This is a genomic window from Ilumatobacter sp., from assembly GCF_965215205.1.
In the GTDB taxonomy this organism is placed as follows: domain Bacteria; phylum Actinomycetota; class Acidimicrobiia; order Acidimicrobiales; family Ilumatobacteraceae; genus Ilumatobacter_A.
This window is the reverse complement of sequence record NZ_OZ244049.1, coordinates 248,815-272,306: the sequence shown is the minus strand read 5'-3', so window position 1 is coordinate 272,306 and position 23,492 is coordinate 248,815. Positions and strand designations below refer to the sequence as shown.

Sequence of the window (23,492 nt, the reverse complement as noted above, 5' to 3'; positions counted from 1 at the left end):
CGGCACGTACGACGAACAGGAGGCCACATGAGCGCACAGGCGGACGGAACGGCGACCCCGAAGGGAGCCGGCAGCGGGTGGATCGGGGATTCCGAGCTCGGCGAGCGGTTCCCCGCGTGGACCCGGGGCAACGCGGCGGACGTGTTCCCCGACCCGTTCAGCGTGCTCGGCAAGAGCCTCGTGCTGCAGCGGTCGATGTCGCCCGGGCTGCGCGACGCCTACATCGACATCGGAGCGCTCGACTACGACGAGTTCGAGGACCCCGACGACCTCGACCTGTTCAAGATGTTCGGCGGGTACGTCTACAACCCGCTGACGATGACCCGGGTGCTGGGCGCACGGATGCCGGGAGCGTCTCCGGAGATGATCGACAAGGCGTTCTTCGACGAGCGTGACGAGGTCCCGCCCTACGAGGAGCAGGACTGGCACGCGTCGGAGGCGAACGAGGCCCGGCTCGGGGAGTCGATGGGATGGGCCATGTCGACCGACTCGCTGCCCGAGCTCGACGCGGACCGCCAGATGGCGCGCGATCAGCGCCGCAACCGGCCCGACCTCGCGTCGCTCACCGACGCGGCGCTGATCGCGCGCGCCCGTTCGATGAGCCCGCTGCTGCAGCAGGCGTTCGAGAACGCGATGCGCATCTCGTCGCTGGCGTCGCTGGGACCCGGAGCCCTGCAGGCCGTGTGCGAGGGTCTCGGCGACCCGAGCCTCGCGATCCGGTTGCTCGCCGGCATCGAGGTCGACTCCGCCGCGCCGTCGCACGCGATGTGGGAGCTCGGGCGCCGGGCGCGCTCGTCGACGGCGGTGTCCGAGGCGTTCGACGCCGGTCCCGACCAGGTGCTCGACCGGCTGCGGGCCTCCGACGACCCCGCCGCGCGCGACTTCCTCGACCGCTTCGAGGAGTTCCTCTTCGAGCACGGCGCCCGCGCGCAGAACGAGTACGACCTGTACGCCCAGTCGTGGGAGGTCCGTCCGCGCGTCGCCCTCGCCGCGATCGACCTGATGCGCCGCTCGGACGAGTCGAGCTCACCGGCCGAGCGCGGCCGCACCTCGGTCGCCGAGCGCGATCGGGTGGTCGCCGACATCCGGGAGCGGATCGGGGACGACGCCGAGACGTCGGGGACGTTCGAAGCAGCCCTCGGCTCGTCGCAGCTCTTCCTCAGCGGCCGTGAGCGGGCGAAGACGAACGTGGTGACGATCATCAACGAGATGCGCGTCGCCCTGCGCGAGCTGGGGCGCCGTCTGGTCGAGCGTGGCGTGATCGGCGAGGTCGGCCACGTCTTCATGGTCACCGACGACGAACTCGACGTCCTGCGCCACCACCCCGAGAGGCTGCGGGCGACGATCACCGAGCGCGCCGAGCGGTTCGCCTCGCTGTTCGACTTCCGTCCGGTGTTCATCGTCAACGGGAGGGTCCCCGAGCTGTCGGAGATGACCCGACGCGACGACGGGACGTCGGCGAGCGTGGAGGCCGGGACCGTGCTCACCGGTGCCGCCGGGTCCGGGGGCACGGCGACGGGACGGGCGCGGGTGGTGCTCGATGCCGGCGACCCGGTCGGGCTCGAACCGGGCGAGATCCTCGTCGCGCCCCAGACCGACCCGTCGTGGGTCCCGTTGTTCGTGTCGGCCGCCGGGGTGGTCGTGAACGTCGGCGCGATGGGCAGCCACGCGATGATCGTCTCGCGCGAGCTGGGGGTGCCGTGCGTGGCCTCGGTCGCGGACGCCACCGACGTGATCCCCGACGGGGCCACGGTCACGATCGACGGGAACGCGGGGACGGTGACGATCGACGCTCTCCCGTGATCACCCGGGTGTCGCCCGTCGCCCCGGGCGCGGAACCGCCCGACGCACCCCGTGGGGTGCGTCGGGCGGGTCACTCACGTCGGGTACCGGTCAGGTCTTGTTGCGCTGGAAGATGCTGTAGCCGCCCGGGCCGACGAGGCACGCGACGACGAGAAGCACGATCCCGAGGATGATCTGACCCTGGAAGAGCTGGACGATGCCGATGATCGCGATGATCGCGGCGATGATCCACAGGACGGTTGAGTTCATTTGGTGTCTCCTTGTGATGTTCCGACGGCCGGTCCGCCTCGGCCACCCGTCCGGCGGGAGGCGACGTTCAAGTACCCGGTTCACGAGCGCGCAAACATCGGTGCCCCCGAACGTGACGATGTCGCTCGAGGCTCAGCGCTCTCGAGCGCTATCAGGCGCTGCGGCGGTCCGTCACGAGGCGCACGATGATCACGATGATCACCGAGCCGATGATCGAGCCGACGATCCCGCCCGCCTGGAGCGCTCCGTCCTCGGAGTCGAACCCGAAGAGCACCGCACCGAGGAACCCGCCGAGCAGCGAACCGGCGACGCCCAGCGCCCAGGTCTGGAACAGCGACATCGGATCCCTCCCCGGGACGAGGAGGCGAGCGATGGCGCCGAAGATCAGACCGAAGACGAGCAGGACGAGGATGAACCAGATCATGGCGTCCTGACTACCCGTTCACCGGGGGTTCCACGCATCGGCGGGGCGCGACCTGCGCCACCGAAGCGGAGGGCGCGCCGCCTCGGCGCTACGCGCCGCGTGAGTCGATGACGCTCTGGTCGTAGGGCTCGATCATGATGCACTCACCGGGGCACTCCTCGGCGGCGTCGACCGCGGTGTCGATCTGCGAATCGGGGATGCGGGCGACGCCCTTGGCCATGTCCGGTCCGTGCCCGTCGCCCTCGCCGCCGTCGAAGACGATCGTCTTGTCGAAGTGCGACGACTCCTCCTTGACCACCCACAGACCGTCGTCGCGGGCCTGGAACACGTCGGGGCAGATCTCCGAGCAGATCCCGTCACCCGTGCAGAGGTCCTGGTCGATCCACACCATCAGTTGCGTAGCCATGCCCCCCATTGGTAGCAGCCCGGAGGCCGTCTCGAACGTCGCAGGGGCCGGAACGTCGCGCGACCTCCGACACGAACGCGCTCAGTCGAAGACGATCACGCTGCGCGCGACGTTGCCGGCGCGCATGTCCGCGAAGCCGTCCTCGATCTGCTCCAGCGAGATCGTCTTCGAGACCATCTCGTCGAGCTTGAGTCGTCCGTCGAGGTACATGTCGACGAAGCGCGGCATGTCGGTGCGGAACTGGTTGGAGCCCATGTTCGATCCCGTGAGCCGCTTCTCGTAGAGCAGCTCCACGCCCGCGACCTCGACGGTCGTGCCGAGGGGGATCATCCCGATGACGGTGGCCTGGCCCCCGTTGCGCAGCATCTGGAACGACTGCTCGGCGGTCACCTTGGCCCCGACCGCCTCGAACGCGTGGTGCACCCCGCCGCCGGTGAGGTCGCGCACCGCCTGCACGGCGTCGGTCGAGCTCGCGTCGACCACGTGGGTGGCGCCGAGCTCCTGCGCGAGCTCGAGCTTGGACGCGACCGTGTCGACGGCGATGATCCGGTTGGCACCGGCGATGCGTGCCCCCTGGATCGCGGACAGGCCGATGCCACCGCACCCGATCACCGCGACCGCCTCCCCCGGCGCGACCCGAGCCGTGCGGAAGACGGCGCCGAGGCCGGTGGTCACGCCGCAGCCGATGAGCGCCGCTCTGTCGAGGGGCATGTCGGGGTCGATGCGCACGAGCGCGTGCTCGTGCACGAGCATCTGCTCGGCGAACGACGACAGGTGCAGGAACTGGTTGACGACCTCGCCGTCGCGCGACAGCCGAGGCGGGTCGTCGGGACGACGCACCAGCTCGGTCGCCTTGTTCTCGCACAGCGAGAGGTGCCCGTCCGTGCACTGGGAGCAGTGCCCGCAGAACGCCGACAGGCAGGTGATGACGTGGTCGCCGGGCCGCACGTAGCTCACCATCGAGCCGACGGCCTCGACGACCCCCGCGGACTCGTGGCCGAGCACGGCCGGGCAGGGGTAGGTGTACTTCCCCTCCATGAAGTGCAGGTCGCTGTGGCAGACGCCGGCGGCGGCCGTGCGCACGAGGACCTCACGCGGTCCCGGCTCGCCGATCTGCACCTCCTCGATGTCGAGGCGACCCGGGATCGAGTTGAGGACGGCGGCTTTCATCGGTGCTCCTTGGCGACGAGGGGTGCCACGGCGGGCGTCGCACCACGGGCGATCGGCGCCATCGTCGCACGATCGTCCCCGCCCGCTCGCTCCGGACCGACGCGCTGCGAGGGCGGGCACGATCGTGCCCGCGGCTCGCGTGACGTGCGACGCTCACGTCCATGACGACGCTGACGGTCGACTTCGACGCTCGGGTGGGGGACGTGCCCGACGACCGCCTCCGGCGCCTGCGGGTGCTGAACGCCGTGTTCGGGGTGGTCCACCTGATCTCGGGGACGGCGATGATCGTCCTCGGCGACACCTCCTTCGAGCTGCCGACCTCCACGTTCGCCCTCGACGGGCCTCCCGGGACGCCGTTGGCCGACGGCACGATCGACTCCGTCCTCGGCGTCCCGCTCGCCGTCGGCACGGCCGCGTTCGCGTACCTGTCGGCCCTGTTCCACCTCGTGATCGCATCCCCGGTGGGGTTCGGCTCCTACTCCTCCGAGCTGCGCCGGGGTCGGAACCGGTGGCGCTGGGTCGAGTACTCGCTCTCGGCGACCCTGATGATCGTGCTGATCGCGCTGATCACCGGCATCACCGACGTCGCCGCGCTGATCGCGATCGGGTTCGCCAACGTGTCGATGATCCTGTTCGGCTGGATCATGGAGATGGTCAACACCCCCGACGGCTCGACGTGGTGGACGCCGTTCTGGTTCGGGTGCATCGCCGGCATCGGCCCCTGGCTCGCGATCGTCGCGTACCTGGTGATCAACGTGAACCGTGACGGCGCCGAGGGTCCGCCGACGTTCGTCTACGGGATCATCGTGACGATCTTCCTGCTGTTCAACTGCTTCGCGCTCAACCAGTGGCTCCAGTACCGAGAGGTCGGGCGGTGGTCGGACTACGTGTTCGGCGAGGTCGTGTACGTCGTGCTCAGCCTGGTCGCGAAGAGCGCGCTGGCCTGGCAGATCTTCGCGAACACCCTGATCCCACCGGAGTGAGCGGTCCGCGCGACCACGCCGCCGAGAGCGGCACGGCGCGGCGGGTGGCACCGCGCTGGCACGCCACGGTGCCGCGGGTGACACGGCGGCCGCCACCTGGTTCGATGGGACCATGAGCACCGCCGCCGTCGCCCCGGCCCCCGACACCTCCGACGACGAGCTCGTCGAGCGGGCGACCGAGCTGGCCCGCCGGCTGCTCGCCACGAGCCGCGACGACGAGTCGCGCGACGAGCGCCGCCGCCGAGAGCGCCTCGGCGCCCTGCTCGCCGACTCCGACGGTCGGCAGCTGATCTTCGCCCTCACCGACGAGGTGCTGCGCATCGACGACCCCGACCTCGCGGCACGGCGCTTCGCCGCGGTCGTCGCCGAGCACCCGAGCGGCGCGATGGGCCCGCTCGACTCCCTCGCGCTGCGCGCCGGGGCCGTCGCGGCGCCGCGGCTCGCGCGGCTCGTGATGCCCCTCGTCGCCCGCCGGATCAAGGACGAGACCCGCGGCATCGTGATCCCCGCCAGCGATCCGCGCTTCTCCCGCCACCTCGCGCGTCGCTCGTCCGACGGGGTGCGGATCAACGTCAACCCTCTCGGCGAGGCGATCCTCTCCGACGCCGAGGCCGCCGAGCGCACGGAGGCGGTGCGCTCCCGCATCGCCCGAGACGACGTCGACTACGTCTCGGTCAAGGTGTCGGCCGTCGTCGCCAACCTCGACCCCTACGCGCTCGAGCACTCGCTGGACCGGGTCGCCGGTCGACTCCGCGAGATCTACCGCAGCGCACGGGCCGCACGGGTCCCGGTGTTCGTCAACCTCGACATGGAGGAGTACGGCGACCTCGAGCTCACCGAGCGCGCGTTCACCCGCGTCCTGGACACCGACGAGTTCGCGGGCCTCGACGCCGGCATCGTCCTGCAGGCGTACCTCCCCGATTCCCACGCCGCCCTCGAGCGCCTCGGCGACTGGGCGAACCGGCGCCACGGACGCACCGGCGGGACGATCAAGGTGCGCCTGGTCAAGGGCGCGAACCTCGCGATGGAGCGGGTGGAGGCCGAGCTCCACGGCTGGACCGCCGCCCCGTACGCCACGAAGGCCGATGTCGACGCGAGCTACAAGGCGATGCTCGACTCGGCGTTGCGCCCCGAGTGGGCCGGAGCCCTGCGGATCGGCCTCGCCTCGCACAACCTGTTCGACGTCGCCTGGGCGCTGACGGTCGCCGACCGGCGGGGCGCCCTCGACCGCGTCGAGTTCGAGATGCTCGAGGGGATGGCCCCGGCCCAGGCGCGCGCCGTCCACGCGGTCGCCGGCGACCTGCTGATGTACGCCCCCGTCGTCTCCGACGAGGACTTCGACGCGAGCATCGCGTACCTGACGCGCCGGCTCGACGAGAACACCCAGCCGGAGAACTTCCTGCGCTCGCTGTTCACCCTCCGCCCCGACTCGGTCGAGTTCGATGCCGAGGCGCAGCGCTTCGCGCTCGCCGTCGCGGAGCGCCACCACGCGTCGCACGCGCGGCGGCGCGGGCCCCGCACGGTCGACGTCCGCGACGGGTTCGAGAACGAACCCGACAGCGACCTCACCGACCCCGCCGTGCGCGCGGCGTTCCGGGACGCGGTCGAGCGACCGCCGACACCCGAGTTCGAACCGGTCGCGGACGCCGCCGGCGTCGACGCCGTGATGGAGCGCGCCCGTGGCGCGTTCGAGCGCGGCGATCACTCGCCGGCCGAGCGTCGTCGGTGGCTGCTCGACGTCGCCGAGCTGATGTCGGCCGAGCGGGCCGCGACGATCGGTCTGATGGCGGCGACCGCGGTGAAGACCGTCCACGAGGGCGACCCGGAGGTGAGCGAGGCGATCGACTTCTGCCGCTACGACGCGACCGGCGGCAGCGACCGCCTCGTCGAGGCGCGGCGGGCCGGTCTCGACGTGGCGGGCCGCGGGGTCAACGTGGTCGTCGGTCCGTGGAACTTCCCGTACGCCATCCCCACCGGCGGGGTCGCCGCGTCGATCGCGGCGGGTGACAGCGTGGTGCTCAAGCCGGCGCCGGAGGTCACCGAGGTCGGGGCGTGGATCGCGGACCAGTTCTGGCGCGCCGGCGTGCCGCGTGACGTGCTCCAGCTCGTCGTCTGCGACGACGGCCCGGTCGGCCGGCACCTCGTCACCCACCCCGACGTCGACACCGTCGTGCTCACCGGAGCCCACGCGACGGCGTCGATGTTCCTCGACTGGCGGCCCGATCTGCGGGTGCTGGCCGAGACGAGCGGCAAGGACGCGCTCGTGATCACCCCCGCCGCCGACATCGACCAGGCGATCGCCGACCTGGTGCGGTCGGCGTTCGGCCACGCCGGGCAGAAGTGCTCGGCGGCGAGCCTCGGCATCGTCGTCGCCGAGGTCCACGACGACCCGACCTTCCGACGTCGGCTGCGCGACGCGGTGACGAGCCTGCGCGTCGGCCCGGCGACCGATCCGGCGACGATGGTCGGGCCCCTCGTCGGCCCACCCGGTGACGACCTGCGGCGGGCGCTGACCACCCTCGAGCCGGGCGAGTCGTGGCTGGTGGAGCCGACCCGACTCGAGCCGGCGGCGCACGCAGCGCCCGACCCGGCCGAGCTGTGGGCGCCGGGGGTCCGCCTGGGCGTGGAGCCCGGGTCGTGGTTCCACCGCACCGAGTGCTTCGGACCCGTCCTCGGCCTGATCCGAGCCGACGACCTCGACCACGCGATCCGGATCCAGAACGCGAGCGACTTCGGGCTCACCGGGGGCATCCACTCGCTCGACGACGCCGAGGTCGCCGAGTGGCTGAGGCGCGTCGAGGTCGGGAACGCGTACGTGAACCGCCACATCACGGGAGCCGTCGTGCGCCGGCAGCCCTTCGGCGGCTGGAAGCGCTCGTCGGTGGGCGGGGGCGCGAAGGCCGGCGGGCCCGGCTACGTCGCGCAGTTCGCCCGCATCACCGAACCGGGACCCCTCGACGACGTCGACGTCGAGGTGACCACGGCCCGGTTCCGCTCGCAGTGGCAGAGCTGGTGGTGCGCGGACCACGATCCGTCCGGGCTCGAGGCGGAGTCGAACGTGCTGCGCTACCGGGCCCTGGGGTGCGTCGCCGTGCGCCACGACGGTGCGAGCGCCGACGGCGGCGACGGCGACCGCGGCCCGCTCGCCATCGCGCGGATCGCGGCTCGGGTGACCGGGGTCGAGCTCGTGGAGTCGACGAGCGCACGGGAGAGCGACGTGGAGTTCGCCCACCGCGCCGCGCGGCGGGCCGACACGGGTCGTCCGGTCGATCGGGTCCGCCTGCTCGGCGACCTCGACGACGCCGCACGTTCGATCCTGCACGCGGCCGGGGTCGCGGTCGACGACTCACCGCCGGTGAGGCTCCCGGCGATCGAGCTCCAGCGCTGGGTGCGCGAGCAGGCCATCAGCCGCACCCTGCACCGCCACGGCCGTCTGGTGGTGCCCGGGACCGGGCGGCGCGATCGGCCAGACTGAGGCCGATGCCGTCGATGTCCGTGCCCCCCGACGACCCCACGGCGGACATCGCCGAAGAGTTCTCCGGCGTGGCCGCCTCCGATTGGATCACGGCCGGCGTGGTCTTCGCCGTCGCTGTCGTCCTGTCGATCATCGCCAAGTCGATCCTCACCCGACTGCTGCGACGCCAGAACCGGCTCGACCCGGCTCTCGCCGTGCTGATGGCACGCCTCGTCGGGTACGTGATCGTCGTCGTCGGCTTCGTCTACGCGCTCGAATCGCTCGGCGTCGACATCGCTCTGGTGCTCGGAGCGCTCGGCGTGGCCGGCATCGCGCTCGCCTTCGCGCTCCAGGACATCCTGGAGAACTTCGTCGCGGGGGTCCTGCTCCAGATCCAGCGCCCGTTCACCTACGGCGAGCAGGTCATGGTCAACGAGCACGAGGGCACGGTGCAGGGGATCGACTCCCGACTCGTCACGATCCTCACCCCGGCCGGGGAGCTGGTGAAGATCCCGTCCTCGACGGTCATCCGAGCGGACATCGTCAACTACACCAAGCGCGGGCGGCGGCGGACGTCGCTTCCCGTCGGGGTCGCCTACGGCACCGATCTGCGAAGCGCCGAGCGCGTCATCCGCTCCGCTGTGATGGAGGTCGAGGGCGTGCTGTCCGCGCCCGAGGTCGAGGTCTACTTCGAGGCCTTCGGCGACTCGAGCATCGACTTCTCGGTGCGCTTCTGGCACACGCCGACGATCGCCGAGTTCTGGAAGGTGCGCAGCGAGGTCGGCTTCGCCGTCGAAGCCGCGCTGGCGGACGCCGGGATCACGATCCCCTTCCCGCAGCGCACGATGTGGTGGGCCGGCGAGACCGACGCCTGAACGGCCCGACCATCGCGGTCACCGCACGCCGTGGGTCGACGCCGTGGGTCGGTCACACGCGACGGGTGTCGTCGGAGCTCTTCCTCACCGAGAGGTAGGCGATCAGCGCGACCACCGCCGCGATGATCGCGATGGACACCTCGGGGTTGCGCTGGATCGTGCGCGACAGCGACCGTGCGCCCCGGACGCTCTCCACCGCGGCGAGGGCCGCGACGTCTCCGGCGCGGTCGGCGACATCACCGGCGAAGTCGACGACGCTGTCGGCGGCGTCGTGGAGGTCGAGGTCGTAGTCACCGATGTCGAGGTCGGAGACGAACGCACGCGGACGGGCGGTCAGCGAACTCGCCGAGTCGTAGAGGTTGTGGGCGTTCGACGTCTTCTTCATGAGGGCAGGGTTCACGTGGGACGACGGGGTCAAACCCGCGCCCACCCTGCTCGCGGCCCGGCCCGAGGAGGACGGATCCGTGGCGTCGGCCGGTCACCGCCCGAGCTCAGGACTCGACGTTGAGGTGCTCCAGCAGGCCGCTGATCTCGAGGATGCGGCGCACGGACCGGCTCGGGTTCGCCACGACGACCCGACGCTGCTGGTCCACGCCGCGCTGGTGCGCGTCGACCAGGACGCGGATCCCGCTGGAGTCCATGAAGCCCACACCGGCGAGATCGAGGGTCACGGTGCCGTCGCCGGGCAGCGGCTCGAGCGCCGCGGCCAGGTCGGGGGCCGAGTACGCGTCGACGTCGCCCGTGACGCCGACGGTTCCGTCGTCCTCGACGATCGAGAGGCGGGTGGGGGATTCCGACATGGACGGCGATCGTACCGGTTCGGCTCCGTCCTGCCATCTCGTGCGGTCGGTGCCGCTCGACCACCGCACCCGTGCGGACATGATTGACCGCTCGGGGCCAGGGGTACGTCCGCCGCCATGCTCCTCCCGGAAACGTCGCCCCGACATCGGTGCCTCCCGGTCGCCCCGCCCCCGCGTCCCCGAACGTCTCCCGAGGTGGCCCGATGAGCGCGACCGACGTTGACGTCGCGATCATCGGAGCCGGGTCCGCCGGCGAGGCGCTGGTGCGCGGGCTCGAGGGGTCGGGGCTCTCGATCGTGATGTTCGAGCCCCGCCTGGTGGGCGGCGAGTGCCCGTTCCTCGCCTGCATGCCGAGCAAGTCGATGCTCCACGACGCCAAGCGCTCGGCGACCTGGGAGACCGCCGTCGAGCGGCGCGACGAGGTCGTCAGCCACCTCGACGACTCCTCGCACCGCGAGGACAACGAGGAGAAGGGCGCGACCATCGTCTCGGCGGAGGCGAAGATCGTCGACGACGGGGTCGTCGAGGCCGACGGTCGTCGGTGGAACGCCCGCCACGTCGTGATCGCCACCGGGGCCGACGCGGTGGTGCCCGACATCGACGGGCTCGACACCCTCGGCGAGCGGATGTGGACGAGCGAGGACGCGCTCACGACGTCCGAGCGGCCCGAGCGGCTCGGCATCATCGGTGGAGGGATCATCGGTGGCGAGGTCGCGCAGATCTACAGCGGGTTCGGCTCCACCGTCACCATGGTCGACACCGACGAGTCCCCCGCGGAGGGCATGCACCCGCGCGTCGGCGAGGAGATCCTCTCCAGCATGGAACGAGCCGGCGTCCGCACCCACTACGGCGTGGAGCCGACCTCGTGCCGCCTCGTCGACGACGAGGTCGTCATCGAGATCGACGGAGCGGACGTGATCCGCTGCGACGTGGTGCTGGTCGTGGTCGGGCGCCGACCGTCGACCGACGGGCTGGGCCTCGAGTCGCTCGGGCTCGATCCGACCGACCTCGACGTCGACGACGCCGGACGGGTCGCCGGACCCACGTCGCTGTGGATCATGGGCGACGCCGCCGGGCGCGAGCAGTACACCCACGTCGCGAACCGCCACGCGGCCGTCGTCGCCGACCACCTCCGTGGCGACGGCGATCGCTCCTTCGGCGCGTCGGTCGTGCCGGCGTGCCAGTTCATCGACCCGCCGTTGATGGTGGTCGGTCCGACCTGCGCCGAGACCGAGGACGACCCCGACGTGGTGTGGTCCGGCACCGAGGTCGACGTCGCGCGGCTCTCCACCGACGAGCTCCCGTCCGGTTTCCTCGCGCTGGCGGCGAGCCGGTCGTCGAGGTGCCTCGTCGCCGCGCACGGGATCGGACCCCGCTTCGACGAGATCGTCCACGCTCTGGTCGTCGCGATCGACGGCCAGGTGCCCCTCGAGGTCCTGGCACGGACGATCCAACCCTTCCCGACGGTCGGCGAGTGCCTCGGCGTCGCCTACTCGGACGTGATCGCCGCCCTCGACGCCGACTGAGCGCGCCGCTCAGCCGTCGACGGACGCCTCGGCGCCGCGCCGGTCGTCCATCATCTCGCGCATCTGGGTGAACGACCTGCGCAGGAGGCGCGAGACGTGCATCTGCGACACCCCCACCCGATCCGCGATCTCCGACTGCGACAGCTCGTCGTAGAAGCGGAGCTCGACGATCTCGCGCTCGCGCGGCGCGAGCCCCTCGAGCAGGAGCTCCACGAGGTCACGGTTCTCGGCGTGCTCGAAACCCCGATCGTCCTGGGCGAGCACCCCCATCCGGTCGGTCGCCGTGCCGTCGGAGCCGACGCCCGCATCGATCGTCCCGATCGTCGAGGCCGCCGTCGCGGACAGGCCGCGCAGCACGTCGTCACGGTCGACCCGCAGGTGCGTGGCGAGCTGGTCGACCGAGGGTGACACCCCGTCGCGCTGCGTCAGCTCCTCGTTCGCGTTGCGCACCGCGAGGTGCAGCTCCTTGGCGCTGCGCGGCACCTTGACCGCCCACGACTTGTCGCGGAAGTACCGCTTCAGCTCGCCCTCGATCGTCCGACCGGCGAAGGAGGAGAACGACGCCCCGTACTCGGGATCGAACCGGTCGACCGCCTTGACGAGGCCGACCATCGCCACCTGCCGCAGGTCGTCGTCGGGGCGGCCGCTGCGACCGAACCGCTTCGCCACGTGCGCGGCGAGGCCCATGTGATCCTCGACGAGGCGGTTGCGGGTCGCGCGCGATCGGGTGCGCGCGAACTCGCGGAACAGCTCGAGATCGTCGCTCATGCGGGTCACCAGCTCGTCACGGTACGTCCGCGAGGCGCATCTGTCGCCGTCAGGGAGCGATCTTCCCCTCGTTCACCGCGACGCGCTCGTCTCGGTCGCGCGCTTGACGAGCCGGACACCGTTGTCGAGGGGGTGGTGCTCGTCGACGACGGAGGTAAGGATCGTCGACGCCAGCGGATCGAGGTGCACCCCGGCGGTCACGTCCGGACCGGTGAGCAGGACGTCGATCAGGTTGTCCGAGACGTGCAGCCGCGCCACGCAACGACCGAGCGGCGACGCATCGGTCAGGAGGGCGAACACCTCGCTCACCGCGAGGCGCAGGTCGTCGATCTCGTCGACCGAGAAGCCGACCTCCGACGCCAGCGACGCGACGAGGACCCGCAGGGTGGCGGCGTGCTCGACCCTCAACGGGAGGTCGACCTGGACGACGTCGTCCAGATCGTCGACGCTCGCAGGGCTCACGGCCGAGCACCGCGACGACGGGACCCCGGGCGCACGCTCATGGCGGCCAGTGTTGACCGGGCATCGTGCGATCAAACTCCCGCGCCCCACCGACGCCGTGCCGAACGGCGCCCGCGGACCTGCGAGGGGTTTCGGCGGCCGCCATGTCGGGAACGGGGACGCCCGGCGAACGGCGACGACCCGCGCCCGGAACCGACGACCCGTAGAGGAACCCACGATGACCATCTTCGAATCCATCCGAGACGACCACGAGACCCAGCGGACGCTGATCGACCTGGTCGTGCAGACCGAGGGCGACAGCGACGGTCGCGATGACCTGTGGGCCCGGCTCAAGCGCGAGCTGGAGGCTCACGCCGGCGCGGAGGAGCGCTACTTCTACGTCCCCCTGATGGAGAACGACACGACCCAGGAGGCGGCCCGGCACTCCGTCGCCGAGCACAAGGAGCTCGACGACTTCGTCGAGCGGATGGACGGGTACGAGCGGTCGGGGTCGCAGTGGCTCCAGACCGCGAAGGAGCTGCGCGAGCGGCTCCTCCACCACCTCGCCGAGGAGGAGTCGGAGGTCTTCCCGGTCGCCGGGCAGATCCTGTCGGACGACGCGAAGACGTCGCTCGCCGACGACTACGTCGCCGACATGGAGCGCCGCCGATCCGACGACTGACCCCCGGTCAGCGGGCGCCGAAGGCCGTGCGGTCGACGGAGAGCCCGATCGACGTCACCAGCTCGACGAGCTCGTCGACGTCGTGGCCACGCCAGGTCGAGCCGTCGATCATCCGCAGCGCCTCGCGGACGAACTCGTCGAGCGGGCCGATGGGACCCGGGAGCTGGCGGCGCAACGCCTCGGATCGCACGAGGAGCACCTGACGCATCATGGTCATGAGCACCGACGGGTCGTCGTCCGCGTCGCGCCGGATCGGATCGAGGGCACGGTGGAGGAGGTCCGCGTGGCCCAGCTCGGTGCGCACCAGGGTCCGGCCGTCCTCGCTGCGCACCGCCTCGACGGTGGGCAGCGACCACGCCGCGAGCAGCACCGCTCCGAGGTGGACCAGGACGTCGTTCGCCGTCGACGGGTCGTTGATCCCCGGGGACAGGGCGCGCTGCGCGATGTCGGTGAGCTGGAGGATGCCGAACGCGACATCGCTCTGCAGGGTGCGCGAGTCGCCGATCGCGAACCCGTGGAGCACCGCGTCCCAACACTCGTCCTCCTCGTCCGGTGGCGGCGAGATCCACATCAGGGGCGTCCCCTCGACGACGAACCCGCCGAGCGTCGCGACGACGTGCCCGGTCGCCCCCTCCGGCAGCGCCCGGATCACGGCCTCGGAGTCGAACTGCTGCATCCATCCCGTCGTCCAGGCCTCGACCGCGGCGGCGCCGTCGGGGACCTCGTCGGGACCGACGTGGCGTGGGTCGATCTCCGACGCCGCCGGCACGGCCGCCGATCCCTGACCGGGGCGCACGTCCTCGCTGGAGCGGATCGCGGCGATGGTGGCCGTCGCGATGCGCTCGGCCACCGACCCGATGCGCAGGCTGTGGGTCAGGTGGTCGACGGAGCGGACCACCGCCACGAGCGACACCACCCCGAGGACCACCGCGACCAGCACGGTGACGTGGGGGACGACCTCGCGGCCGTCCTCCGCGAAGCTGCGGGTGGAGCGCAGCGCCATCAGGTTGAACACCGTCGTCCCGAGGACGAGACCGATCGTGTGCTGCAGCACCCGATCGCTCAACCAGTCGCGCAACGTGCGCGGCGAGAACTGCGAGCTCGCCAGCTGGACGGCGACGAGCATCATCGACATCACCAGGGTGATCGAGGTGATCAACCCGCCGGCGAGGGCGGCGAACACCGATCGGGCGCTGGTCACCGTGGTGGTGAGCAGCACCGGCAGCGAATCGGCCCAGACGGTGCGGTCCCCCCACAGCAGCAGCTGCGAGACGATCAGCGAGACGACGACGTAGACGACCGGGACGAACGTCAGGCGGTGGCGGATCCGATCCACCACCTGGTCGATGCGCACCCATCCGAAGCGCTCGGCGAAGAAGTCGCGCAGCGAGTCGATCACGCTCGCGCTCCACGAGGGGGCCGGGCGCGCCGGACGCCGATCGTCGGATCGCTCACACCCGTTCGATGATGATCGCGGGGGCCATCCCCCCGCCCGCGCACATCGTGATCAGGCCGACCTGCTCGTCTCGGCGCTCGAGCTCGTCGAGCACGGTCCCGATCAGGATCGCGCCCGTCGCGCCGATCGGGTGACCGAGCGCCATCGCCCCGCCGTTGATGTTCACCTTGTCGCGGTCGAGGTCGAGGTCGCGCTGGAACTTCTCCGACACGACGGCGAAGGCCTCGTTGATCTCGAACACGTCGATGTCGTCGAGGGTCATCCCAGCCCGCTCGAGCACCTTGCGAGCGGACGGCACCGGGGCGTTGAGCATCAACGTCGGATCGTCGCCCATGTTCGCCGTCGCGACCACCCGCGCACGTGCGGTGAGCCCGTGGGCCCGTGCGTACTCGGGGCTCGCGAACAGGATCGCGGCCGCGCCGTCGACGACGCCGGAGGAGTTGCCGGCGTGGTGGACGTGCTCGATGTCGAGGTCGGGGTACTTCTGGTTGATCAGCTCGCGGAACGTCTTCGCGTCCTCGGTGTGCCGGTAGTCCGCGATCTGGGGGAAGCTCGGCGGCAGCTTGGCCAGCGTCTCGACGGTCGTGCCGGGACGGGGGAACTCCTCGCGGTCGAGCGCGACCGATCCGTCCATGTTCAGCACGGGGATCAGGCTCCTGTCGAAGCGGCCCTCCTCGATCGCCCGGGCAGCGCGCTCCTGGGACACGACGGCGAGCGCGTCGAGGTCGTCGCGCGAGATCCCCTCGAGGGTCGCGATCGCGTCCGCGCACACGCCCTGGTGGGACTGGGGGTGGATCTCCTGCAGGTGCTCGTTGCCGGCGCCCATGGGCAGGATGCCCTTCTTCGGCAGCGACATCATCTCGGTGCCGCCGGACACGACGAGGTCCTCCATGCCGGCCATCACCGAGGCCGCCGCGATGTTCGCGCTGGTGATCCCGGACCCGCAGAAGCGGTCGAGGGTGACGCCGCTGGCCGTCACGTCGTAGCCGGCGTCGAGCGCGGCCATGCGGCCGAGATCGCCGCCCTGCTCCATCACCTGCGAGCTCGTCCCCCACACGACGTCATCGACGTCGGCGGTGTCGAACCCGTTGCGCTCGACGAGCGCCTCGAGGACGGTGCGGCCGAGGTGCTGGGGGTGGAGGTGCGAGAGCGCGCCCTTGCCCTGCTTGCCGATCCCCCGGGGGGTGCGGCAGGCGTCGATGATCAGTGCGTCGGACATGGGCCCGACGATACGGCCCCCCGCGTCCGCGCTCGGCATCCGGACGGCGCCGGCGACGCGCGTCACGTCGGAGCGCACGCCGCCCGGTCCGGTCCCGGACCCGTCCCGCCCGGCGGGACCGCCGCGGCGCGCCGTGGTCGGTCAGCCCCCGAACGCGACCGACTGGCCGCGCACGAGCTCGACCAGGTCGCCCATCGCGATGTTCGCGTCGACGAGGTGCATCCCCCACTCGGGGGTGAGGTCCCCGCCGATGTCATCGGTGCGCGGCCCGGGCGCGGTGGTGGTCTCGATCGACAGCCAGCCGTAGACCCCGTCGTCACGGCACTCCACGGTGAGCATGTCGGGGTAGGTCACCCACTCGGTCTCGACGGAGGCGTCGACCCCGGGGTCGAACGGGGTGGCCGATCCGCCCAGCAGCCCGCCGCCCCCGACCCGGAAGTACGGGGTCGACCCAGCAGCACCGCCCGCGGGATCGACCGGGTTGACGCACACGGCGGGTTCGCCGTCGGCCGATCCGAAGAAGGCACCGGGCGCGGGTGGCGCGGTCGCCCGGTAGGTCGAGTAGCTGACGAGGCAGCCGACGTCGCTCGCGCTCGTGCACGCCGGGACCTCCGGGTGGGCACCGACGGCCACGGTCGTGCCGAGGAGGATGGCCGACACCATCCGCTCGCGCAGCGCCGGCTCGGTGTCGATCTCCTCGCTGATCAACCGGTTCAGGATGCCCGCCCCCTGGGAGTGCCCGACGAGCACGAACGGCCGGTCGGCCGCGTCGTTCGCGACGAAGTGGCGGAACGCGTCGAGCACGTCGGCGGCGGCCGTCGCGCGCGCCGCCTCGTCGGCTGCGACGGCCCCCGACAGGGCGGTGAGCGTGATCTGGCGGTAGATCGGCGCGAACACCCGGCAGGCCGCGCCGAGGCGCGCCGCCTGGTTGAGCACGGTGGCGACCTCCTGGTCCTCGGCCACCTCGCGGTCGCTGTTGGCCGTCGGGTCCCGCGAGACGGTCGGGTAGACGTAGAAGCAGTCGACCGCCGGGTCGGTCGCCGCCTCGTGGGGGCGGGGCTCGGTCGTGCCGTCGGCGAACACGGCGGTCGCGTCGAGGTCGCCTTCGCAGACGTCGTCGGCCAGACCGGGGCGGCACATCCAGGAGGAGTCGTCGGCGTACACCTCGCTGACGTAGCCGTCGTAGCCCTCGGGGAGCGGGGCGAACGACGGCCCCGCCGACGCCGCGCCGACGCCGTCGCCCGCGTCCGACGCCTCGGTGGACGTCTCCGCCGGTGCGTCGGTCGCGTCGGTCGACGCCTCCGTCGTGTCGGTCGCCGCGGTCGCGTCGGGCTCACCCTCGGCCAGCGGGACGGTCGCGTCCGACTCGCCCGGATCGGTCGCGGCGGTCACCGTCGTCGGAGCGACCGGGGCGGCCGTCGCGGTCGGCGACGGATCCGCGGCGGCATCGCTCCCGTCGCCGGCGCCCGACGAGCAGGCGGCGGCGAGCAGGGCCGCGACGGTCACGGCGGCGGCGATCCGGTCGTGGCGCATCGCCCCATCCCATCACACCCGATCGACGAGCGAGCGCTCGTGCCGAGCGCGACCGTCGCCCACGGGCCGGTGCGGCGTCGCCGACGGGCGACCCGCGGGGACCCGTCTCAGCGGTGGTAGTACTGCCGTCCCCACACGGCGAGCGGGTCCTCGCCGCGATCCGGCGACGGCATCCGCCACGTCGCGACCTCGGCCGAACCGAGGTCGAGGCGGAGCAGGGCGCGCTCTTCGTCGATCGTGTCCTCGACGTAGGCGTCGGCGAACCGCTCGGAGGTGTAGCGGTACGCGATCTCGCGGTACATCGGCCGCCACTCGTCGTCCTCGCCCAGGTCGTGGACGAGCTCGGCGGTGCCGCGGGCGATCAGCTTGCGCATCGGTGCGGCGGTCTCGTCGATCGTCGCGCACACCGCCCGATCGGCGCGCAGGTCGGCGAGCCACGCCGACCTCGCTCGCGGGGTGAACCAGATCGCCCCGTCACGGTGGACGAACCAGATCGGCACGACCCGTGGCACCCCGTCGGTTCCGTTGGTGCCGAGGCGCAGCAGGTGCCCCGGCTCGTCGAGGAAGGCGGTGAGCTCGTCGGTCGTCAGTCCGGGCATGGGCCGAGTCTCGCCGACCCCGTGCACGCCCTCCCGGTCGGACCCGAGATCCCTCTCCCCGGACGACCCGGTCGGCGACGCCGGGCGTCAGGGGGCGGTCAGGAACTCGACGATCGTCGGGAAGACGCGCCGGTCCTGGAACATCAGCAGGTGCCCCCCGTCGAACACCTCGAGGCGGGCGCCGGGGATCGCCCTCGCGATCAGCTCGGAGTTGGCCAGCGGCGCCGTGCGGTCGTGTCGTCCGGCGCACACGAGGGTCGGTCGCCGGATCTCGCCGAGGCGATCGACCACGTCGTGGCGGCTGCGCGCGTCGAGCTGGCGCGCCGCCCCGGCGGCCGTCTCGGCGTCGGGTTCGGCGTCGGCGGCCTGGCGGACCAGCACGTCGTAGATCGCCCCGAGGCCCGGGATCGGTTCGTCCGCGTCGGGGTCCCAGCGGTCGTCCATCAGGCCCATGCGGGTGCCGAAGCGCTCGTCGGGATCGAGCCCGGCGAGGGTCTCGAGCGGGTACGACGCGTGATCGCCGCCGGGGGAGGTGCACACCACCGCCATCCGGTCGACCACGTCGGGGTGGTCGAGCGCGAGGTTCAGCGCGACCATCCCGCCGAAGCTCGTGCCGATCACGTGGCACGGCCCGCCGACCACCTCGCGGATCAGGGCCGCGGCGTCGTCGGAGTAGTGCGACATCTCGTGGACGTGGTCGGGCTTGTCGGTCCGCCCGAGTCCGCGCTGGTCGTACGAGAGCACCCGCAGCTCGCGGTTCAGCGGAGAGCGTTCGGGGAGCGTCTGGCGGAGGTCACCGCCGGATCCCCCGATGTTCAGCACCCACGGCCCGTCCTCGCGTCCGTGCACCTCGTGGTGCAGCGAGATCCCGTTGACGTCCACGTGAGGCACGCCTCGCAGTGTCGCGCACCTGCGGCGGTCCCCGCGCTCCGGCGATGCCGGGCCGGCTCGGGTCGGGCGTGCGATGCGTCGTCGCAGCCGGACGGCGGGCCGGTCGGGCGGCGGGCCGGTCGGGCGGCGGGCCGGTCGGGTCGGGGGCGCTGCCACGGCGGTGCCGGGGGCGTAGCGTCCGCTCGATGGACCTCCCGGCCTCCCCTCCCACGACGCGCCGTGCGGTGGTGCGCCGTCCGAGCCCCCGTCTCGCCGAGGGCGAGGTCTCGACGACCGTGCGCGAGCCCGTCGATGCGGATCGCGCGCGCGAGCAGTGGGAGGGCTACGTCGAGGCGATGCGCTCTCGTGGATGGGAGATCTTCGAGCTGGAGCCGGCCGACGACCACCCCGACGGCGTGTTCGTCGAGGACGCCGTGTTCGTGCACGGCGAGCTCGCCGTGGTCACGCGACCGGGTGCGCGGTCCCGTCGGGGCGAGACCGAGGGCCTGGCCCACCGCTTCGCGCAGCTCGGCTTCGAGGTCGCGGCGATCGAGGCACCGGCGACCCTCGACGGTGGCGACCTGCTCGACCTGGGAGGCACCGTGTACGCCGGTCGCAGCGCTCGAACCGACGCCGCCGGCATCGACCAGCTCCGCGCCCTGCTCGCCCCGGCCGGGTCCGAGGTCGTCGAGGTGCCGGTGACCGCGGCGCTCCACCTGAAGTCGTGCCTGACCGCGCTCCCGGACGGGACCGTCGTCGGGTGGCGGCCCTTCGTGGACCGCCCGGATCTGTTCGCCTCGATCCGCATGGTCCCCGAGGAGTCGGGCGCGCACGTGGTCGACCTCGGCGACGGACGGATCCTCGTCGCCGCGAGCTGCCCGCGGTCGGCCGACGAGTACGCCTCCCTCGGCTACGAGGTCGTCGCCGTCGAGATCGGCGAGTTCGAGAAGCTCGATGGGTGCGTGACCTGCCTGTCGGTCCGCCTCCACGACGGCATCGACTGAGTCGGCCGGGCCTCCTCGACGGCGTCTCCCGAGCGGCGACGGTCGCCGTCCGGCGGCCGTGGAGGGGCCTCACGGCCCGGGTGGCGCGGTCAGACCGCCGCGGGTTCGCCCGAGCGCGACGGGTCGCGAGCGATCGACCGCGGCACCCCCTCGATGCGCACGTGCTCGATCACGAGCGCCACGAGCAGCACCACGTCGATGACGACCACGAGCCAGACGCCGTCGATCGACCCGGCGACGACGACGACGACGGCGAGGACGGCGACCCCGACGATCCGCTCGTGCGCCACGATCCCGAACGCCCGCCACACCCCGGCGACGATGCCGCCGACGCCGAGCGCCATGCCTCCGACGAACAACCACCGGAACTCGACGGGCAGCGCCTCGTCGGGGTGCAGCGCGACCTCTTCGAGCGCAGCCGCCATGAAGATCACGCCGCCCACGATCGGGAGGTGGGCGTACGTGTAGACGTCGCGCGCGAACCGGCCCCGCTCCACGTGATCCGAGTGCTCGTCGTGGCGGTGCTCGAGCGATCGGTTGACGCGATCGAAGTACCCCCACCAGATCAGGCAGGCGAACGCCCCGGACGCCGTCATCGAGACCAGGGTCGTCGCGGGCAGCCCCTCCCCCGCCTCGAACCGCTCGACGAGGGGCGCACCCACCGCCACGATGACCTCGCCGAGGGCGACGATGATGATCAGCCCGTGCCGCTCGGCGAAGTGGCCCGGGCGAACGAGCCACTCCTCACCGCCGGCCCGCACGGTGCCGATGATCACGATCACCGCGGCGGCGATCCAGGCGACGATCCGAGCCTCTCGAGGCAGGAACGAGCCGGCGACGAGCACCACGATCGCGATCGCGTTCGGGATCGAGTACCGCAGGATCGCGCTGCGGGCCTCGTGCTCGTCGGGCAGACCGGCGATCATCGTGGCGAGCGCGAGCGACAGGATCCCCGCGAGCGGGATCGCGAACGTGGGGCCGCCCCCGTCGAGCGCCGTGGTCACCGACGCGGCCATCGGCACGCTCGCCACGGTGCCGACCAGGAACAGGGCGCGGATCGGGCGGGCGTTGCCGGCGACCGCGTTCGCCGACCACGTGAACTGGCTCCACGGCAGCCAGATCAACGTCAGCAGCAGCGCGACCTCCCCGACCCCGGCCCAGGTGGGTTCGTGGACGACGACGGAGACCAGGCGCGAGAACGCGAACACGAACGCCAGATCGAAGAAGAGCTCGACCGGATCGGCGGTGAAGTCGTCATCCGGCGGTGGGACCTCGACACCTCTCATGGACCGAACGTGATCGCGTCCCGCTCACGCCGACGCGACGTGGGCTCGACGCGGTCGTCGACGGAGGGGCGGACCGGATCCGGGCGATCCAGCGACGCGATCATCCGCGCACGAGCCGCCCGGGGCGAGCGCCGGTGAACTCGTCGTGCTCACGCGTGACCTGTCCGCCCACGATCGTGGCGACGTAGCCCTCGGCCTCCTGCAGGAGCCGCGTCCCGCCGGCCGGGAGGTCCGCGACCAGGTGGGGCTCGCGCAGGGTGAGCCGGTCGAGGTCGATCACGTTGACGTCCGCCCGCTTGCCCACCTCGAGCACGCCGCGGTCCACGAAGCCGAACAGCGCTGCGGTGTCGGCGGTCATCTTGCGCACGACGTCCTCGATGGCGAGCCGCGGACCCCGGGTGCGGTCGCGGACCCAGTGGGTGAGCATCCACGTCGGGGTCGAGGCGTCGCAGATGAAGTTGGCGTGGGCTCCGCCGTCCGCCAGCCCGAGCACGGCGGCCGGGTGCGTGAGCATCTCGTGCAGCGCGTCGCCGTTGCCGTGGGCGTAGCCGAGGAACGGCATCATGATCATCGCCCGCCCGTCGCGCTCGCGCAGCCGCTCGTAGAGCTCCTCGACGGGGTCCGTCCCGTTCGCCCCGGCGAGCGCCGCGATGCTGCGATCCGCGGTCGGCTCGTAGTCGACCGGATCGCCGAGCAGGTACTGACGGTCGTAGCCGGTGACCACCTGGTACGACAGCGGCTCGGTCTCGCGGATCGCCTCCACGGCGGCGTTCGACTCGGCGATCAGGCGTGCCTTCAGCTCGGGGTCCGCCATCGCCTCGGCCTGCTCGGCGAAGGTCATGTCGCGCAGGGGGGCGAAGCTCGGGACGTCCTTGAAGCGGTGCTTCGTCGACAACCCGATGAGGATGCCGAACGGTCGACCGGCGACCTGGGGCACGACCCGGTGGCCGGCGTCCTGGGCCTCCTGCGACAGCTCCATCAGCTGCTTCCACTCGTCGGGCTCGACGAGGTTCTGGAGCATCAGCCAGGTGACCGGCCGCCCGATGTCGTCGGCGAGTCGGCAGATCCAGTCGATCTCCTTGCGCGGGGCGACGAGGTCCTCGCCGGCGAGCCCGGCGGGCGCGACCTCGAACACGCCCTTGCCCGAGCGCGCCATCGCGCGCCCGATCGTGAACAGCTCGTCCTCCGCGGCGAACGTGCCGGGGACCGGCTCGCCGTTCATCGCGCGGTGGCCGATCGTGCGGCTCGTCGAGAAGCCCATCGCGCCGGCCTCCATCGCCTCGGCGACGAGCGCCGCCATCTCCGCGATGTCGTCGGAGCTGGCCGGTTCGTTGTCCGCGCCGCGTCGGCCCATCACGTACGTGCGCAGCGGGCCGTGGGCGATCATCGCCGCCACGTCGGCCGCGTACTCGCCGCGCTCGAGCTCGTCGAGGTAGTCGGGGAAGGTCTCCCAGTTCCACGAGATGCCCTCGCTCAGCGCGGCGCCGGGGATGTCCTCCACCCCCTCCATCAGCTCGATCAGGAAGTCGTGCTCGTCGGGCTTGGCGGGCGCGAACCCGACGCCGCAGTTGCCCATCACGACCGTCGTGACGCCGTGGGGCGTGGACGGCGCGAGGTCGCCGTCCCACGTCGCCTGGCCGTCGTAGTGGGTGTGGATGTCGACGAAACCGGGGGTGACGATCATCCCCGTGGCGTCGATCTCGCGTCGCCCCGGGCCGACGTCGTCGCCCATCGCGGTGATCGTCGATCCGTCGATGCCGATGTCGCACCCCGATCTCGGTGTCGCCCCCGTCCCGTCGACGATCGAGCCGTTGCGGATGACGAGGTCGTGCATCCGCCCATCGTCGCGCGTCCGAGCACTCGCCGTCGGCCCCGGGAGCCGATCGAGCACCGCGCAGGTTTCCTCGGCGTCTGACGGAATCGGTACTCGTGCGAGTGTCTTCG

At 72.0% G+C, this 23,492-nt stretch carries 22 protein-coding genes; 7 read left to right on the top strand and 15 right to left on the bottom strand.

The window, feature by feature from the left end; genetic code table 11:
* The first annotated feature begins 27 nt into the window (after positions 1 to 27).
* Positions 28 to 1,803, top strand: coding sequence for a PEP-utilizing enzyme (locus ACOOHC_RS01465; RefSeq protein WP_420452237.1), 1,776 nt, complete (start codon positions 28 to 30; stop codon positions 1,801 to 1,803).
* Positions 1,804 to 1,893: 90 nt separating this feature from the next.
* On the opposite strand, the gene ACOOHC_RS01460 is transcribed toward ACOOHC_RS01465, so the two are convergent.
* The 4 genes from ACOOHC_RS01460 to ACOOHC_RS01445 form a co-directional block, all read right to left on the bottom strand.
* Entirely contained in the window at positions 1,894 to 2,052 is a 159-nt protein-coding gene (locus tag ACOOHC_RS01460; protein WP_420452236.1) for a GPGG-motif small membrane protein, read from the bottom strand.
* Between the two features lie 151 nt (positions 2,053 to 2,203).
* The gene (locus ACOOHC_RS01455; RefSeq protein WP_420452235.1) at positions 2,204 to 2,476 is read right to left on the bottom strand and encodes a GlsB/YeaQ/YmgE family stress response membrane protein; all 273 of its coding nucleotides are present in this window, start codon (positions 2,474 to 2,476) and stop codon (positions 2,204 to 2,206) included.
* 88 nt (positions 2,477 to 2,564) lie between these two features.
* Positions 2,565 to 2,882 carry a ferredoxin gene (locus ACOOHC_RS01450; RefSeq protein WP_420452234.1) on the bottom strand — a complete coding sequence of 106 codons (318 nt, stop codon included), beginning with the start codon at positions 2,880 to 2,882 and terminating at the stop codon, positions 2,565 to 2,567.
* A gap of 81 nt (positions 2,883 to 2,963) precedes the next feature.
* Positions 2,964 to 4,052 (bottom strand): Zn-dependent alcohol dehydrogenase, encoded by a 1,089-nt coding sequence (locus tag ACOOHC_RS01445; RefSeq protein WP_420452233.1) that lies wholly within the window; start codon positions 4,050 to 4,052, stop codon positions 2,964 to 2,966.
* A 161-nt stretch (positions 4,053 to 4,213) separates the two neighbouring features.
* Here ACOOHC_RS01445 and heR point away from each other — a divergent pair, with 161 nt between their 5' ends.
* From heR to ACOOHC_RS01430, 3 genes are all read left to right on the top strand, one after another.
* Complete coding sequence (heR, locus tag ACOOHC_RS01440) at positions 4,214 to 5,035, top strand: heliorhodopsin HeR (protein WP_420452232.1); 822 nt, start codon at positions 4,214 to 4,216, stop codon at positions 5,033 to 5,035.
* Between the two features lie 112 nt (positions 5,036 to 5,147).
* Entirely contained in the window at positions 5,148 to 8,510 is a 3,363-nt protein-coding gene (locus tag ACOOHC_RS01435; RefSeq protein ID WP_420452231.1) for a bifunctional proline dehydrogenase/L-glutamate gamma-semialdehyde dehydrogenase, read from the top strand.
* Positions 8,511 to 8,515: 5 nt separating this feature from the next.
* A complete protein-coding gene (locus ACOOHC_RS01430; protein WP_420452230.1) occupies positions 8,516 to 9,364 on the top strand; it encodes a mechanosensitive ion channel family protein in 849 nt (282 codons plus the stop codon).
* Positions 9,365 to 9,416: 52 nt separating this feature from the next.
* Here ACOOHC_RS01430 and ACOOHC_RS01425 read toward each other — a convergent pair whose 3' ends face one another.
* Both ACOOHC_RS01425 and ACOOHC_RS01420 read right to left on the bottom strand, forming a co-directional pair.
* A complete protein-coding gene (locus tag ACOOHC_RS01425; RefSeq protein ID WP_420452229.1) occupies positions 9,417 to 9,749 on the bottom strand; it encodes a hypothetical protein in 333 nt (110 codons plus the stop codon).
* A gap of 106 nt (positions 9,750 to 9,855) precedes the next feature.
* Positions 9,856 to 10,164, bottom strand: a complete 309-nt coding sequence (locus ACOOHC_RS01420) for an STAS domain-containing protein (protein ID WP_420452228.1) — start codon at positions 10,162 to 10,164, stop codon at positions 9,856 to 9,858.
* Between the two features lie 203 nt (positions 10,165 to 10,367).
* Between ACOOHC_RS01420 and ACOOHC_RS01415 the strand changes: the two genes are divergently transcribed.
* Positions 10,368 to 11,690, top strand: coding sequence for an FAD-dependent oxidoreductase (locus ACOOHC_RS01415; protein WP_420452227.1), 1,323 nt, complete (start codon positions 10,368 to 10,370; stop codon positions 11,688 to 11,690).
* A gap of 9 nt (positions 11,691 to 11,699) precedes the next feature.
* Here ACOOHC_RS01415 and ACOOHC_RS01410 read toward each other — a convergent pair whose 3' ends face one another.
* Both ACOOHC_RS01410 and ACOOHC_RS01405 read right to left on the bottom strand, forming a co-directional pair.
* Positions 11,700 to 12,458 (bottom strand): SigB/SigF/SigG family RNA polymerase sigma factor, encoded by a 759-nt coding sequence (locus ACOOHC_RS01410; protein ID WP_420453842.1) that lies wholly within the window; start codon positions 12,456 to 12,458, stop codon positions 11,700 to 11,702.
* A gap of 72 nt (positions 12,459 to 12,530) precedes the next feature.
* Complete coding sequence (locus ACOOHC_RS01405; protein WP_420452226.1) at positions 12,531 to 12,920, bottom strand: hypothetical protein; 390 nt, start codon at positions 12,918 to 12,920, stop codon at positions 12,531 to 12,533.
* A gap of 217 nt (positions 12,921 to 13,137) precedes the next feature.
* Between ACOOHC_RS01405 and ACOOHC_RS01400 the strand changes: the two genes are divergently transcribed.
* Entirely contained in the window at positions 13,138 to 13,581 is a 444-nt protein-coding gene (locus tag ACOOHC_RS01400) for a hemerythrin domain-containing protein (RefSeq protein ID WP_420452225.1), read from the top strand.
* A gap of 7 nt (positions 13,582 to 13,588) precedes the next feature.
* Here ACOOHC_RS01400 and ACOOHC_RS01395 read toward each other — a convergent pair whose 3' ends face one another.
* The 5 genes from ACOOHC_RS01395 to ACOOHC_RS01375 form a co-directional block, all read right to left on the bottom strand.
* Positions 13,589 to 14,980, bottom strand: coding sequence for a DUF2254 domain-containing protein (locus ACOOHC_RS01395; RefSeq protein ID WP_420452224.1), 1,392 nt, complete (start codon positions 14,978 to 14,980; stop codon positions 13,589 to 13,591).
* A 52-nt stretch (positions 14,981 to 15,032) separates the two neighbouring features.
* Positions 15,033 to 16,256, bottom strand: a complete 1,224-nt coding sequence (locus tag ACOOHC_RS01390) for an acetyl-CoA C-acetyltransferase (protein WP_420452223.1) — start codon at positions 16,254 to 16,256, stop codon at positions 15,033 to 15,035.
* Between the two features lie 141 nt (positions 16,257 to 16,397).
* Positions 16,398 to 17,789 (bottom strand): DUF3089 domain-containing protein, encoded by a 1,392-nt coding sequence (locus tag ACOOHC_RS01385; RefSeq protein ID WP_420452222.1) that lies wholly within the window; start codon positions 17,787 to 17,789, stop codon positions 16,398 to 16,400.
* Positions 17,790 to 17,896: 107 nt separating this feature from the next.
* Positions 17,897 to 18,388 carry a pyridoxamine 5'-phosphate oxidase family protein gene (locus ACOOHC_RS01380; RefSeq protein ID WP_420452221.1) on the bottom strand — a complete coding sequence of 164 codons (492 nt, stop codon included), beginning with the start codon at positions 18,386 to 18,388 and terminating at the stop codon, positions 17,897 to 17,899.
* An 87-nt stretch (positions 18,389 to 18,475) separates the two neighbouring features.
* Positions 18,476 to 19,279 (bottom strand): alpha/beta fold hydrolase, encoded by an 804-nt coding sequence (locus ACOOHC_RS01375; protein WP_420452220.1) that lies wholly within the window; start codon positions 19,277 to 19,279, stop codon positions 18,476 to 18,478.
* A gap of 185 nt (positions 19,280 to 19,464) precedes the next feature.
* Between ACOOHC_RS01375 and ddaH the strand changes: the two genes are divergently transcribed.
* Positions 19,465 to 20,262 carry a dimethylargininase gene (gene ddaH / locus ACOOHC_RS01370; RefSeq protein WP_420452219.1) on the top strand — a complete coding sequence of 266 codons (798 nt, stop codon included), beginning with the start codon at positions 19,465 to 19,467 and terminating at the stop codon, positions 20,260 to 20,262.
* A gap of 89 nt (positions 20,263 to 20,351) precedes the next feature.
* Here ddaH and ACOOHC_RS01365 read toward each other — a convergent pair whose 3' ends face one another.
* Positions 20,352 to 21,548 carry a low temperature requirement protein A gene (locus tag ACOOHC_RS01365; protein ID WP_420452218.1) on the bottom strand — a complete coding sequence of 399 codons (1,197 nt, stop codon included), beginning with the start codon at positions 21,546 to 21,548 and terminating at the stop codon, positions 20,352 to 20,354.
* Between the two features lie 100 nt (positions 21,549 to 21,648).
* A complete protein-coding gene (locus ACOOHC_RS01360; RefSeq protein ID WP_420452217.1) occupies positions 21,649 to 23,382 on the bottom strand; it encodes an N-acyl-D-amino-acid deacylase family protein in 1,734 nt (577 codons plus the stop codon).
* Between the last annotated feature and the right edge of the window lie 110 nt (positions 23,383 to 23,492).

Excerpts from the sequence above, each read along its gene's own strand:
- ACOOHC_RS01465 (WP_420452237.1), top strand. The coding sequence starts at position 28 with ATGAGCGCACAGGCGGACGGAACGGCGACCCCGAAGGGAGCCGGCAGC.
- ACOOHC_RS01460 (WP_420452236.1), bottom strand. The coding sequence starts at position 2,052 with ATGAACTCAACCGTCCTGTGGATCATCGCCGCGATCATCGCGATCATC.
- ACOOHC_RS01455 (WP_420452235.1), bottom strand. The coding sequence starts at position 2,476 with ATGATCTGGTTCATCCTCGTCCTGCTCGTCTTCGGTCTGATCTTCGGC.
- ACOOHC_RS01450 (WP_420452234.1), bottom strand. The coding sequence starts at position 2,882 with ATGGCTACGCAACTGATGGTGTGGATCGACCAGGACCTCTGCACGGGT.
- ACOOHC_RS01445 (WP_420452233.1), bottom strand. The coding sequence starts at position 4,052 with ATGAAAGCCGCCGTCCTCAACTCGATCCCGGGTCGCCTCGACATCGAG.
- heR (WP_420452232.1), top strand. The coding sequence starts at position 4,214 with ATGACGACGCTGACGGTCGACTTCGACGCTCGGGTGGGGGACGTGCCC.
- ACOOHC_RS01435 (WP_420452231.1), top strand. The coding sequence starts at position 5,148 with ATGAGCACCGCCGCCGTCGCCCCGGCCCCCGACACCTCCGACGACGAG.
- ACOOHC_RS01430 (WP_420452230.1), top strand. The coding sequence starts at position 8,516 with ATGCCGTCGATGTCCGTGCCCCCCGACGACCCCACGGCGGACATCGCC.
- ACOOHC_RS01425 (WP_420452229.1), bottom strand. The coding sequence starts at position 9,749 with ATGAAGAAGACGTCGAACGCCCACAACCTCTACGACTCGGCGAGTTCG.
- ACOOHC_RS01420 (WP_420452228.1), bottom strand. The coding sequence starts at position 10,164 with ATGTCGGAATCCCCCACCCGCCTCTCGATCGTCGAGGACGACGGAACC.
- ACOOHC_RS01415 (WP_420452227.1), top strand. The coding sequence starts at position 10,368 with ATGAGCGCGACCGACGTTGACGTCGCGATCATCGGAGCCGGGTCCGCC.
- ACOOHC_RS01410 (WP_420453842.1), bottom strand. The coding sequence starts at position 12,458 with ATGAGCGACGATCTCGAGCTGTTCCGCGAGTTCGCGCGCACCCGATCG.
- ACOOHC_RS01400 (WP_420452225.1), top strand. The coding sequence starts at position 13,138 with ATGACCATCTTCGAATCCATCCGAGACGACCACGAGACCCAGCGGACG.
- ACOOHC_RS01390 (WP_420452223.1), bottom strand. The coding sequence starts at position 16,256 with ATGTCCGACGCACTGATCATCGACGCCTGCCGCACCCCCCGGGGGATC.
- ACOOHC_RS01385 (WP_420452222.1), bottom strand. The coding sequence starts at position 17,789 with ATGCGCCACGACCGGATCGCCGCCGCCGTGACCGTCGCGGCCCTGCTC.
- ACOOHC_RS01380 (WP_420452221.1), bottom strand. The coding sequence starts at position 18,388 with ATGCCCGGACTGACGACCGACGAGCTCACCGCCTTCCTCGACGAGCCG.
- ddaH (WP_420452219.1), top strand. The coding sequence starts at position 19,465 with ATGGACCTCCCGGCCTCCCCTCCCACGACGCGCCGTGCGGTGGTGCGC.
- ACOOHC_RS01365 (WP_420452218.1), bottom strand. The coding sequence starts at position 21,548 with ATGAGAGGTGTCGAGGTCCCACCGCCGGATGACGACTTCACCGCCGAT.
- ACOOHC_RS01360 (WP_420452217.1), bottom strand. The coding sequence starts at position 23,382 with ATGCACGACCTCGTCATCCGCAACGGCTCGATCGTCGACGGGACGGGG.